Here is a 12,735-nt window from a genome sequence, read left to right on the forward strand (position 1 = left end):
ACGTACTTGAACTTCATAACGTCATCACCTGCAGTCAGGATGTCAGTGAAACGGTAGTTGATCTCCATTTGTCCAGCGGTTCCAACCTCGTGGTGTGAACGCTCAACGAGAAGTCCTACCTTGCCAAGTTGCATAACCATTTCATCGCGAAGATCTGCAAACTGATCAGTTGGAGAAACTGGGAAGTATCCACCCTTTACGCGGGTGCGGTATCCGCGGTTCGGTGTTCCATCTGCATCATATTCAACGCCTGTGTTCCAAGCACCTTCATATGATTCAATTTCGTGAACTGCAGAGTTAATTCCTGTCTTAAAGCGCACGCTATCAAAAACGTAGAACTCTGCCTCTGGTGCAAAGAAAGCTGTGTCGGCTATTCCAAGTGAACGCATGTAGTCGACTGCGCGAGCAACAACTCCACGAGGGTCACGGCTATATGGCGTGTTATCTACTGGGTTGTGTACTGAGAAAATAATGATGAGGGTTTTTTCTTTACGGTATGGGTCAATATATGCAGATTCTGGAACTGGTAACAGTTTCATATCTGATTCATTGATTGTTTGGAATCCACGAATAGATGAACCGTCAAACATTAGGCCATCTGTGAACACAGCTTCATCAAATGATTCCACAGGAACATTGAAGTGGTGTTGGATGCCAGGTAGATCGGTAAAGCGGACATCAACAAGTTTGACATCCTCTTTCTTAATGTATGCAAAGATTTCTGCTGCGTTCTTAAACATGCTTCTCCCAATTTCACATGTGATGCGCTGAATCTCTCATCATTGAGCCTTGCGCGCTTTTAGTAGTTGAACCCTAGGTCCATACAGTGAAATTGGCATAACCTGCCTGTTAAATCCATGTTACGTCCAGGCCGATAGCCAGTTACCCTTGCCTCATGAGCTTTGAGTTTAAGCGCGTAAGCCTAGGGCGCCGTATGGCCGCCCTAATGGTGGATTGGCTGGCCTGCTACTTCATTGTTGTGGCTTTCACGGGTGGCCTTGGCGCAATGGCTCCCAGTCGCTCATGGTCGGTCCTGGCTTTGTTCTTTGGCGAGATTGCCATTTTCTCAGCCCTTCAAGGCGCAACTGTTGGCCACAGAATCTTTGGCATCAAGATTGTTCGATTTGCAGATGGGGGAGGGATCTCTCCCATTCAAGCCCTCATTCGATCTGCGCTTTTAGTAACAGTTGTTTTTGCCATAACCTTCGATGAAAATGGCAGAGGTTTGCACGAGCGTTTTAGCGGAACAGTTTTAACTAGAAGTTAGCGAATTTTTGGTGCGCGGGTTGGCATTGGACCTTTAGGAATCGGCATAGACATTCCGCCAACTGCCTTAAGTCGTGCCCGAACTTCGCGCATTTGATGTGGCGTTAACTTCTTTGGAAGTCTGCGCATATGACGTTGTAATTTTTGAATGGGAACACGGCCATCTTCTTTGCCAACAAGAATTTCAATAATCGGAACACCAGGTGCAAAACGTTCAGCTTTCTTCTTTTCATCAGCCAACATCTGTCGCACAGCTTGAGTTCCTTCACCGGTTAGAACAATGCCTGCACGGCCAACACTTCGATGAACCATGTCTTGGTTACGAGATACCGCAACAGCAGGTGTAGTTGTCCAACCTTTACGGATTGCCATCAACACACTTGCTCCTGCACCGATTTGTCCCTCAATTGATGAATAGGCTGCGGTACCAGCTTGACGGGTGAAGAACACCAGAGTTAAGAGCGCAGCTAGAGGTAGAGAAACAAATGCTGCGTAGTAAGGGCTGACAAGCATTCCGCCAAGTGCGATGCCAGCACCCCAGGTGGTAAGAAAAATGCCAGCAAGTGCAGCGGTGATCCATGGCTTTACCTGCTTAGTGACCTTATAGGCATCGCGGAAGACTTGAAAGCGCTGCTTTTTGATTTTCTTTTCTTTAGCTTTTCTCTTAAACATGTTCATTAGTTTAGTGGGGCTGGAGCGGTTCCACCAAGGCGAATTGGGGCCCAGCGCTGGCCGAGGTGGCTATCAGGGTACTTTTCTTGAACTTTATGCAACATCTCAATCATGACATCCCGAAGATGTGCCTCTGCGACCTCTACATCTGTCTCACGGGAATAGAAAATCGGCTCCCCAAATGAGACGCTGATGGGAAATTTGTTTCTCTTGAAATTTGGCTTAACACCCTTTGTGTATACGCGCTGTCCGCCCCACACGATTGTTGGAATTACAGGCACGCCCGCACCAATGGCCAAACGAACGGCTCCTGACTTAAGTCCCTTGATTTCAAAACTTGTCGAGATTGTTCCTTCAGGAAATATGCCAATAATTTCGCCATCTTTGAGTGAACGCAAAGCTGCTACAAAAGAGGCAGATCCGTTACTTCGATCTACGTTGATGTGATGCATTCCGCGCATTAAAGGACCAGCAATTTTGTTGTCAAAGATTTCCTTCTTTGCCATAAAGCGCACATATCGCTTTGCTGGTAATGCTGCAGTGCCTGCTAACGCAAAATCAAAGTAACTTGTGTGATTGATCGCAAGAATCGCACCACCTTTGAGTGGAACATTTTCTTGACCTTGGAAATCAAATTTCAATCCTAGGTATTTCCAGAATGACTTTATGAGAACAATTACTGGGGGATAGACAAGATCAGCCACGGCTGGACTTCTTCTCCATGGCTTGTTTATACAAACGCCCGGCGCGATAGGAAGAGCGAACAAGTGGGCCGCTCATTACTCCAAGGAATCCGATCTGCTCTGCCTCTTGGGCAAGTTCAACAAACTCTTGGGGCTTGACCCAACGTTCAACCGGATGGTGCTTATTTGTTGGTCTCAAATATTGCGTAATGGTAATCAGGTCGCATCCTGCGCTATGTAAATCAACTAGTGCTTGTGAAATCTCTTCACGAGTTTCACCAAGACCTAGGATGAGATTTGATTTTGTAATCAAGCCAAAATCCTGTGCCATTCTGATGACTCGTAATGATTTTTCATAGGTAAAGGCAGGGCGAATTTGCTTGAAAATACGGGGGACTGTTTCCAGGTTATGTGCAAAAACCTCGGGCCTGGTTTCAAAAATAGGGTTGAGCAGATCAGGGTTGGCATTGAAATCTGGAGCGAGCATTTCAACGCCAGTACCAGGATTTAACTCGTGGACCTTGCGAATTGTTTCGGCATAAAGCCAAGATCCTTCATCTTCCAAGTCATCTCGCGTAACGCCAGTGATAGTTGCATAACGAAGACCCATGGTCTTAACTGACATTGCGACCTTAAATGGTTCAGCTCTATCAATCGGCAATGGCTTACCTGTGTCAATATTGCAAAAATCGCAGCGGCGAGTGCATCGATCGCCACCGATTAAAAATGTTGCTTCTTTGTCTTCCCAACATTCAAAAATATTTGGGCAGGCAGCTTCTTGGCAAACGGTATGTAGGCCTTCTGTTTTAACAAGACTATGGAGGCGTGTGTATTCAGGACCCATGTTTGCGCGAGTCTTAATCCATTCAGGCTTTCGCTCAATAGGTGTCTCAGCATTGCGTGCTTCAATACGAAGTAACTTGCGACCCTCAGGTGCCATTGTCATACGCTCACCTTTTTCAATGATTCAAAAATGTGTCTTTCAACAAGAGGTGAAACCTCATCGACTGTAATTGGTCGGCCAAGTTCTAATTGCAATGATGTTACGTCCGCATCTGAGATTCCGCATGGAACTATTTGACCGAATGCTTCCAAATTCGGATTCACATTTAATGCGAAGCCATGCATCGTCACGCCTTTTGCCACACGAATACCGATTGCGGCAATCTTTCGCTCGCCCCTGTCATCGCAAATCCAAACTCCAGAACGGCCATCAACTCGAACTCCCGAAATCCCTAAATCGGCGCAGACATTAATCAGGGCTGACTCGATCTCGCGCACAAAACCAACAAGCTCTGTCGGCTTTTGTAGTTTCACAATTGGATAACCAACTAATTGGCCGGGGCCATGCCAAGTTATACGGCCGCCACGGTCAACATCTATAACTGGTGTGCCATCAGCTGGACGTTCGGCTTCATCGGTTCGGCGACCTGCTGTATAAACTGAAGGGTGCTCCAAGAGCAGGAGAGTATTTGGTCGCTCTCCGGAGGCTACTTCTTCGTGAATTCTGCGCTGCGCATCCCATGCTTTTTGATACTCCACTAATCCCTGCCGGGACAGGGCTATGGCGGTGTTGGCTGAATTCAAAAGAACTGGCACGCCGCTAGCCTAAAGGTAGGCTTGCCTCCTTACCAATTCACCTTCGAAAGGTCTGATTCAGTGTCCTCAACAACCACAAAGAAGAGCCGCCGTCCACTTGCCTACGCCCTATTGGTCATTGTTTTGTGGTTTGGAGCAAGCGGAGTTTTTGGACCACTATTTGGTCAGCTTTCAACGGTTCAGGAGAATGACAATTCAGCCTTTTTGCCAGACAGCGCAGAATCAACACAAGCTGCGAAGGTAATTGAAAAGTTCAATCAAGATCAAAATCAGAATCTGCCTACTCTTGTCCTTTACCTAGGAGAAGTTGATCAAACCAAGATTGATGCATTAAATGCTCACTTGGCTAAATTGGGCTCCACAAAAATTATTGGTACAGATGTACCGTTGTCGAAGTATTTAGCAAAGGGTGAGCAATTATTTGCCTTTCCATCACAAGATGGCAAAGCACTGCTTGTAAATCTTCCCTTTACATCAGAGGTAGGCACAGAGTTACTACCAAATAAAAAACCAGCACTGCCTGAAATCATTGAGACACTTCGGGAAGATTCGGCAGAGTTTGCAAAGAGTATGGGTCTGACTTCTAATGTAACTGGAATCGGTGCTCTGCTAGGGGATCTCTTCGGGGCTTTTGAAGGCATTGACTCTTCATTACTACTTACGACTTTAGGTGTTGTTGCTTTCATTTTGATTATTGTTTATCGATCACCAGTTCTCTGGATTTTGCCGCTTTTCTCCGCGGTCATTGCTCTTTCTACAGCAGGTGGTCTTGTCTATATCCTGACAAAAAACAATGTTATTGATCTCAACGGCCAGTCCCAAGGAATTCTTTCAGTCTTAGTTCTTGGTGCTGCAACAGATTACGCACTGCTCTTGATTTCAAGATATCGAGAAGAGTTGCATCACCATGATCATCCTGCCCAAGCGATGAAGGCTGCACTTAAAGGTGTGTTTGAACCAATTTTGGCATCTGGTGCCACTGTAATTGCCGCACTTCTTGTTTTACTTCTCAGTGATCTTTCCGGAAACCGTGGATTAGGTCCTGTCGGTGCAATTGGCATTGCAGCTGCGGTGATCGTGATTCTGACTTTGCTGCCTGCGCTATTGGTTGCTTTTGGTCGGTGGGTTTTCTGGCCACGAATCCCGAGAAATGATGATGTGAACACTCAACTAACTGGCACCTGGGCAAAGATTGGTTCCGCAGTTGAAAAGCGTCCTCGTAAACTTTGGATAGTTACCGCTGTGGTTCTTGCGGTTCTAGCTGGTTTTTCAACAACATTAAACGCTAGAGGCTTATCAACTGCTGATGCCTTCACGCAACGACCAGACTCAGTTGTGGGCTTAGAACTCTTAGGCCAGCACTATCCTGGCGGTTCAGGTCAGCCAACTGAGGTCGTAGTTCCAGAAGGTTTAGTTGGCCCAGTTTCAGCGGCGCTTTTAAGTGTAGAAGGTGTTTCTTCCGTTGAACCAATGCGCATCTCTCCAGTTATTCCTGGACAGCCATTGTCTGACATCAAGGTTGTTGATGGCACAGTGATATTAAATGCAACACTGGCTCTGAATCCAGATTCAGTTGAAGCGCGCGATATCGTTCCAATCATTCGTGAGGCAGTTCATGCAATCGATCCCGAGATTCTTGTCGGAGGCAGCACAGCAGTTGCATTCGACACAGATGTTTCGGCAAATCGGGACAACCGAACAATCATTCCGATTGTCTTGGTTCTTATTACTTTGATTCTTGGACTTTTGCTCCGGAGTATTTTGTCAGCAGCACTTCTCTTGGGAACTGTTGTGTTGTCATTTTTTGCAACACTCGGTGCCTGCCAGCTTGTATTTGAACACATCTTTGGATTTAAAGGCGCAGATACCTCATTCCCATTGTTTGCCTTTATTTTCTTAGTAGCACTTGGTATTGATTACAACATCTTCTTAATGACACGCGTGCGCGAAGAAAGTGCCAAAATAGGTACTAGAGCAGGCGTCATTAAGGGCCTAACAGTTACAGGTGGAGTTATTACTTCTGCTGGAATTGTTTTAGCGGCAACCTTTGCAGTGTTAGGCGTGTTGCCACTGGTGTTCTTGGCAGAACTTGGATTTGCCGTCGCATTTGGTGTTTTGCTTGATACCTTGATCGTTCGCACTATTTTGGTACCAGCACTTGTCCACGATATTGGTGGAAAAGTGTGGTGGCCATCTAAGTTACAAAACAAGTAAGAATGTCATCGCGCTCAGCTGACGTACTAATTGTTGGTGCAGGTCTTGCCGGCCTGAGCGCTGCTATTCATTGCCAGTCCGCTGGCGTTGATGTCAAAGTCATCGAGTCATCTGATCGTGCCGGTGGTCGGGTAGCAAGTGATGTAATTGATGGCTTCATTTGCGACCGCGGTTTCCAGCTGATTAATGCCAAATACCCCGCTCTGCAAGAGCTAGATGTGATCAAAGAGTTAGATTTCATACAGGCACCGAGAGTTATTGAAGTTTGCCTGGGGGAGAAAAGGCATGCAATCGGTGATCCCAGACAAGCACCGTGGACAGCATTAAACAAAGAGACCGGAACAATTTCAGAAAAGATTGCGCTATTGAGGTTCATCACTGGCAGAGTTAAAGCGGGTCAATCAATCGCAGAAGCGTTGCGAGGTACTGGGAGTTGTTATGACAGAGTTTTACGTCCATTCTTGCAAGGAGTTTTCTTAACTGACCCAGAAAATGTTGATTCAGTTTATGCTCACTCGATCATAAAAAGCTTTGTTAATGGACAACCTGGCGTGCCAAGGAATGGTGTGGGCGAACTGCCTAAAGCTCTTGCAAAGCGAGTAGAAGATATTGTTTATAACACTCAAGTGGAGAGCATTGATCAGGGATCAGTTCACACAAATAATGGAACATTTACCGCAGACAAGATTTTGATAGCAACGGATGCAACCACTGCAACACAGTTACTTGGTTTAAATGAAGTGCCACGGATGGCTGGGTGCATTACTTGGTATCACGCAGCCTCGCAAAATCCTTCTGGTAGCGGGTACCTAGTTGTAGATGGGCAAAGACGAGGGCCAATAATCAATACTCTCGTTATCTCAGACATATCAAAAAATTACGCCCCTACTGGTCAGCATTTGATATCTACCACTACTGATCTAAATGTCACCGAGTCAGATGTTCGTCGTCATTTAGCAACCATGTGGGGGACTAGTACGCATGGTTGGCAGTTCATCGCTAAATATGAAATACCTGCTGCCTTGCCAATCCACACTGTAGGGCGAGCCTTATCCCAGGCTATGAAGATTAACGATCACCATTTTGTAGCGGGAGATCATCGGAGTGTTCCATCACAACAAGGCGCACTATTTTCTGGACGCCTTGCAGCTGAATTAATCCTGAACTAGTTGGGCAAGTGCTTCTGAGATATGTGGGTAATCCCAGGTAAAGCCTGCTTCTTGCAATACGTGTGGCACTACTCGTTTTGAACCAAGAATTTCCGAGGAGAATCCACCGAGTGCGATCTTTAAGGCAATTGCAGGTGCTGGAAAAAGAGCTGGCCGGTGCATCGCGCGTGCTAATGCCGATGTGAACTCTTGATTTGTTACTGGATTTGGCGCAGTGAGATTAACTGGTCCTGAAATTGGATTCTCTAAAGCAAAAACAATAGCTCGTATCTGATCGTGCAATGTGATCCAGGACCACCATTGCTTTCCATTGCCTAACTTCCCGCCAAGACCTAAACGAAACAATGGCAACATCTTTCCAAGAGCGCCGCCTGTTGGGTCTAGAACTAAACCAGTACGCAGTTTCACAGTCCGCACTTCACCCGCAAGGTCTGCAGCAGCTTCCCACTCGCGACAAACTGCTGCTAAGAAATCATCGCCAGCTCTATCTGTTTCGACGACTGCGCGATTACCACTTTCTCCATACCAACCGATTGCAGAAGCTGAAATGAATACTTGAGGCTTTAGTTCTGCAACAGCATTTGCGATTGCCGTTGTGCCAAGTAATCTGGAATTGAGAATCTCACTTTTATATTTCTTGCTCCAGCGCTTGTCTCCAACGCCAACACCAGCTAAATGAATGATCGCATCGACTCCACGAAGGGGTTCTAGGTCAACAAAACCTGTTTGTGGATCCCACTTAACTTCATCAGGTGCTACTGGTGAGCGGCGAACTAGCCGCTGAACTGTGTGGCCCTCACTTTTTAGGTGACCAACAAGTGCTGTACCGATCAATCCCGAAGAACCCGAAATTGCAATGCGTTGTGGAACTGACATAACTAACTTAGAGCCCTAGATCTGACTCGAAAGCGCCACCTTCGAGGCGTTCTTTGAGTGTGACCAGGAATCGAGCTGCATCTGCGCCGTCGACAACGCGGTGATCATATGAAAGTCCAAGATAAACCATTGATCGGATCGCAATTGTTTCTCCACCATCTTCACCGCGAACAACCATAGGGCGCTTAACGATTGCTCCTAATCCAAGGATTGCAACTTGTGGTTGATTGATGATTGGAGTGTCAAACAAAGCACCGCGGCTACCAGTATTTGTCAGCGTGAATGTGCCTCCACCTAATTCATCTGGAGTCACCTTGTTATCGCGCGTGCGAGCTGCAAGATCTGCAATCTTTCGTGCCACACCACCCATATTCAAATCACCCGCATTAGCAATAACTGGAACAAGCAATCCACGTTCAGTATCAACAGCGATTCCGAGATGTTCAGCGCCATGATAGGTGATCTGATCGCCCTCAACTGAAGAGTTCAAAACTGGATGCTGCTTGAGTGCTTCGCATACTGCTACGGCAAAGAAAGGAAGGAATGAGAGTTTCACACCTTCGCGCGCTTCAAAACTTTCCTTTGAGCGATCACGTAGGCGAGCAATCTTTGTAACATCAACTTCAATGACAGTTGTCAGTTGTGCGCTCACTTGTAATGACTCAACCATTCGAGCTGCAATAACTTTACGAAGACGAGACATAGTCACAGTTGTGCCACGAAGTGGAGAGACTGCAACTACAGGTGCCTTTGCAGTTGTTGGCGAAGATGCAACAGGTGCTACTGCAACTGGTGCGGCTGGGCGAGAAAGAGCTTCAACATCTTCTCTTCGAATTCTTCCGCCGATTCCGGTTCCCTTAACTTGCGCAAGATTGACGCCAAGTTCAGATGCCAGTTTGCGAACTAGGGGAGTGACATAGGCATCTGCAGGCTGAGCAACAACAGGAGCTGCAACAACAGGAGCTGCAACAACAGGAGCTGCAACAACAGGAGCTGCAACAACAGGAGCTGCAACAACAGGAGCTGCAACAACAGGAGCTGCAACAACAGGAGCTGCAACAACAGGAGCCGGAGCAGACGCGGCACCATTTGCGCTACCAATTAAGCCAAGACGTGCACCAACAGGAACAGTTGTATCAACTGCTACATCGATTGCAAGAAGAGTTCCTGCAACTGGTGAAGGAATTTCTGTGTCTACTTTGTCGGTCGAAACCTCAAGCAACGCTTCATCTACTGCAACTACATCACCAACATTTTTCAACCATCGGGTAACTGTTCCTTCAGAGACGCTCTCGCCCAGCGCTGGCATGGTAATTACTGTTCCTGCACTAGTTGGAGCAGGTGTCGTTGGTGCGACTGGGGCAGGCGCGGCAGCTACTGGCGCAGCAACAACTGGTTCTGGTTGTGGAACAACTGGCGCAGCAACCGGAGCAGCTGGTGCGGGAACAGGTGTAGCGGCACCATCGGCAATGATTGCCAACTCTGCTCCCACGGGAACAGTCTGATCAATCTGCACAATAATCTTCTGCAGAATTCCTGCAACAGGTGAGGGAATCTCTGTATCAACTTTGTCAGTTGAAACTTCTAGAAGTGGCTCATCAACATTTACATGATCACCTTCGGCTTTTAACCAACGAGTGACTGTGCCTTCGCTAACGCTCTCACCTAATGCAGGCATCGTTACTGAAAATGTCATCTGTTTTCTCCTTGGTTATCCGTGCGCATGAAGCGGTTTGCCTGCAAGGGCCATATGGGCTTCGCCCATTGCCTCCGACAGTGTTGGGTGTGCATGAATCAAAGGAGCCACATCACTTGCACGTGCCTCCCAGTTATAAATCAATTCTGCTTCAGCTAATAATTCTCCGACTCGAGCACCCACCATGTGAACACCAAGAACTGGGCCATCCTTTTGAGCTACAAGCTTGATTGACCCTGCGGTGTTAAGGATTTGCGCCTTACCGTTACCGGCCAAGTCATAAGAGAGTTCCACGACATCATGTCCGCGCTTTTTAGCCTCAGCAGTTGTTAATCCAACTGAAGCAACCTCAGGATCTGAATAGGTAACGCGTGGAATTCCGTCGTAATTGATTGGGCGAGGATTAAGTCCTGCGATCTCTTCGGCAACCAAAATTCCTTCAGCAAAGCCAACATGTGCCAACTGCAAGGTTGGGATTAGATCGCCAACAGCCCAAATCCCTGGAACATTGGTGCGGCACTTGTCATCAACCAAGACATAGCCACGATCCATTGCGATGCCTTGTTCTTCATATCCAATACTTGTTGACACTGGACCTCGTCCAACAGAAACCATAAGGATTTCGGCGGAAAATGTCTTTCCGTCCTCCAAGGTCACGGTGACACCATCTGCAGTCTTAACCGCTGACTGGAATCGAACACCGAGTTCAAAATTAATGCCGCGCTTACGGAATGCTCGCTCTAATTGCTTGCTCGAAGATTCATCTTCGAGGGCAATTAAATGTGGCAGACCTTCAATAATTGTTACTTCTGATCCAAAAGACTTCCAGACAGATGCAAATTCACATCCGATTACTCCGCCACCTAAAACAATGACACTCTTTGGAACATAATTCATTTTTGTTCCATGATCAGAGGTAATGATCTTCTCGCCATCAATTTCTAAACCAGGAAGCGTCTTGGCATAAGACCCTGTCGCAAGGATTACATTTTTTCCGGTGTAGCGAGTTCCATTGACCTCAACGGTATCTTTCGAAACTAACTTTCCATGACCTTCAATAAATGTCACTCCACGAGATTTGACCAAACCTGACAAACCTTTATACAGCTTGTTAATGACGCCATCCTTATAGGAGTTGACACCATTCATGTCGATGCCCTCAAATGTTGATTTCACACCAAAGTGCGCGCCATCGCGCGCGCCATCTGCAATCTCGGCTGCATGAAGTAGCGCTTTGGTTGGAATACATCCACGGTGAAGACAGGTGCCGCCGACTTTGTCTGCTTCGATCAAGGCCACAGAAAGGCCAAGTTGAGAGCCACGTAATGCCGCGGCATAACCCCCGCTGCCACCACCCAGGATGACTAGATCAAATTGAGACAATGCTCAGCTCCTCTCAAAGGCCCTTGTGGGCTAGGTGCCTATCTTGCCTCAGATTGGGCCAAACCTCACAATGGGCGAGCGCAGATTTAGGCTTGTTCGGCCAATGTCACAAGTGAACGGAGGGCTATCCCTGTTCCACCCACCGGGGTGTATCCATGTGGCTTAGCCTCGTTGTAGGCCGGTCCCGCAATATCTAGGTGCAGCCAAGGAAGTTCTGGATTAACAAAGTCCTTCAGGAATAGACCAGCTACCAACATCCCGCCCATTCGGTCTCCAATGTTTGCAAGATCGGCAACTGGTGAATCTAGGGATGCTCGTAACTCTTCAGGAAGTGGCATAGGCCAGAATTGCTCTCCGCACTGTGCGGCGACTTCAAGGAAGCTGTCACTGAACCCTTGATTATTTGTCATAACAGCGCTGGTGCGGGTTCCTAAAGCGATTACTTGCGCACCGGTCAAGGTAGCAACATCAATAATTCCATCTAATTTATTTTTTGAACTTTGCGCCTTCATTAAACCATCAGCAAGAACAAGCCTTCCTTCTGCATCAGGATTAAGCACCTCTACAGTTTTGCCACCAAAGATCGTGATGATGTCACTTGGGCGTGTTGCTGTATCACTTGGCATATTTTCCGCCAGTGGTGCCCAGCATTCGATTGCAACATTTAGTTTTAACTCTGCAATTGCAACAACGGCAGCGCTAACTGCTGCTGCCCCACTCATGTCAGATTTCATCGCTTCCATACCTGCAGCAGGTTTTAACGCCAAACCACCGGTGTCGAAAGTAATTCCTTTCCCAACGAAGGCATATCGCTTTGCAGCCTTACCTTTTGGAGTGTAAGAAATATGCAGTAAACGTGGAGGATTAGCAGAGCCTTGACCCACTCCGATAATTCCGCCAAAACCTTGTGCCTTGAGTTGCTTTTCATCCCAGACTTGAATCTTTAGTCCAGCTTTAGCACCCCCTGCAGTTTTAACAACTGCAGCCATTTTCTTAGTAAATGAATCTGGAGTTAAGTGACTTGGGGGAGTGTTGATTAAGTCGCGCACTAGGTATGTGTACTTAGCAATGATCCCTGCACGTACTACTGAAGCCTTAGCTTCAGGATTAGATGCCAACTTAGAGTGAACAGTAATTGTCTTTAAAGGAGCCTTAAAATCTTCCTTTGTTGATCCAC

At 47.1% G+C, this 12,735-nt stretch carries 12 protein-coding genes; 3 read left to right on the forward strand and 9 right to left on the reverse strand.

Annotated features, from left to right (window positions below; genetic code table 11):
- Positions 1-740 (reverse strand): glutamine synthetase beta-grasp domain-containing protein (locus AC9UH7_RS04880; protein ID WP_509595822.1); only part of this gene is annotated, 740 nt, incomplete at its 3' end.
- A gap of 155 nt (positions 741-895) precedes the next feature.
- On the opposite strand from AC9UH7_RS04880, the gene AC9UH7_RS04885 reads away from it, so the two are divergent.
- A complete protein-coding gene (locus AC9UH7_RS04885; RefSeq protein WP_509595824.1) occupies positions 896-1,267 on the forward strand; it encodes an RDD family protein in 372 nt (123 codons plus the stop codon).
- Here AC9UH7_RS04885 and AC9UH7_RS04890 read toward each other — a convergent pair.
- Genes AC9UH7_RS04890 through lipB form a run of 4 tightly spaced genes read right to left on the reverse strand, consistent with a single transcriptional unit; the run spans position 1,264 to position 4,220 of the window.
- Positions 1,264-1,938 carry a DUF4191 domain-containing protein gene (locus AC9UH7_RS04890; protein ID WP_509595826.1) on the reverse strand — a complete coding sequence of 225 codons (675 nt, stop codon included), beginning with the start codon at positions 1,936-1,938 and terminating at the stop codon, positions 1,264-1,266. The two genes, AC9UH7_RS04885 and AC9UH7_RS04890, sit on opposite strands and share 4 nt — an antisense overlap.
- A 5-nt stretch (positions 1,939-1,943) precedes the next feature.
- Positions 1,944-2,642, reverse strand: a complete 699-nt coding sequence (locus AC9UH7_RS04895) for a lysophospholipid acyltransferase family protein (protein ID WP_509595828.1) — start codon at positions 2,640-2,642, stop codon at positions 1,944-1,946.
- Positions 2,635-3,567, reverse strand: a complete 933-nt coding sequence (gene lipA / locus AC9UH7_RS04900; RefSeq protein WP_509595830.1) for a lipoyl synthase — start codon at positions 3,565-3,567, stop codon at positions 2,635-2,637. Before lipA ends, AC9UH7_RS04895 begins: the two co-directional genes overlap by 8 nt.
- A complete protein-coding gene (gene lipB / locus AC9UH7_RS04905) occupies positions 3,564-4,220 on the reverse strand; it encodes a lipoyl(octanoyl) transferase LipB (RefSeq protein WP_509595832.1) in 657 nt (218 codons plus the stop codon). The genes lipA and lipB overlap by 4 nt, the downstream gene beginning before the upstream one ends.
- 60 nt (positions 4,221-4,280) lie before the next feature.
- Between lipB and AC9UH7_RS04910 the strand changes: the two genes are divergently transcribed.
- Positions 4,281-6,434 carry an MMPL family transporter gene (locus tag AC9UH7_RS04910; protein WP_509595834.1) on the forward strand — a complete coding sequence of 718 codons (2,154 nt, stop codon included), beginning with the start codon at positions 4,281-4,283 and terminating at the stop codon, positions 6,432-6,434.
- 2 nt (positions 6,435-6,436) lie between these two features.
- Positions 6,437-7,603, forward strand: a complete 1,167-nt coding sequence (locus AC9UH7_RS04915; RefSeq protein WP_509595837.1) for a protoporphyrinogen/coproporphyrinogen oxidase — start codon at positions 6,437-6,439, stop codon at positions 7,601-7,603.
- On the opposite strand, the gene AC9UH7_RS04920 is transcribed toward AC9UH7_RS04915, so the two are convergent.
- The 4 genes from AC9UH7_RS04920 to AC9UH7_RS04935 all read right to left on the reverse strand — a co-directional run.
- The gene (locus tag AC9UH7_RS04920) at positions 7,589-8,479 is read right to left on the reverse strand and encodes a TIGR01777 family oxidoreductase (protein ID WP_509595840.1); all 891 of its coding nucleotides are present in this window, start codon (positions 8,477-8,479) and stop codon (positions 7,589-7,591) included. The two genes, AC9UH7_RS04915 and AC9UH7_RS04920, sit on opposite strands and share 15 nt — an antisense overlap.
- Positions 8,480-8,486: 7 nt before the next feature.
- A complete protein-coding gene (gene sucB, locus AC9UH7_RS04925) occupies positions 8,487-10,175 on the reverse strand; it encodes a 2-oxoglutarate dehydrogenase, E2 component, dihydrolipoamide succinyltransferase (RefSeq protein WP_509595841.1) in 1,689 nt (562 codons plus the stop codon).
- A 15-nt stretch (positions 10,176-10,190) separates the two neighbouring features.
- Positions 10,191-11,558 carry a dihydrolipoyl dehydrogenase gene (gene lpdA / locus AC9UH7_RS04930; RefSeq protein WP_509595844.1) on the reverse strand — a complete coding sequence of 456 codons (1,368 nt, stop codon included), beginning with the start codon at positions 11,556-11,558 and terminating at the stop codon, positions 10,191-10,193.
- Positions 11,559-11,644: 86 nt separating this feature from the next.
- Positions 11,645-12,735 (reverse strand): leucyl aminopeptidase (locus AC9UH7_RS04935; RefSeq protein WP_509595846.1); only part of this gene is annotated, 1,091 nt, incomplete at its 5' end.

This window comes from Candidatus Planktophila sp., from assembly GCF_044348745.1.
Classification (GTDB): Bacteria; Actinomycetota; Actinomycetes; order Nanopelagicales; family Nanopelagicaceae; genus Planktophila.

What these genes read in the sequence shown, in the direction of transcription:
- AC9UH7_RS04885 (WP_509595824.1), top strand. Translation starts at nt 896, where the DNA reads ATGAGCTTTGAGTTTAAGCGCGTAAGCCTAGGGCGCCGTATGGCCGCC.
- AC9UH7_RS04890 (WP_509595826.1), bottom strand. Translation starts at nt 1,938, where the DNA reads ATGTTTAAGAGAAAAGCTAAAGAAAAGAAAATCAAAAAGCAGCGCTTT.
- lipA (WP_509595830.1), bottom strand. Translation starts at nt 3,567, where the DNA reads ATGACAATGGCACCTGAGGGTCGCAAGTTACTTCGTATTGAAGCACGC.
- AC9UH7_RS04915 (WP_509595837.1), top strand. Translation starts at nt 6,437, where the DNA reads ATGTCATCGCGCTCAGCTGACGTACTAATTGTTGGTGCAGGTCTTGCC.
- AC9UH7_RS04920 (WP_509595840.1), bottom strand. Translation starts at nt 8,479, where the DNA reads ATGTCAGTTCCACAACGCATTGCAATTTCGGGTTCTTCGGGATTGATC.
- sucB (WP_509595841.1), bottom strand. Translation starts at nt 10,175, where the DNA reads ATGACATTTTCAGTAACGATGCCTGCATTAGGTGAGAGCGTTAGCGAA.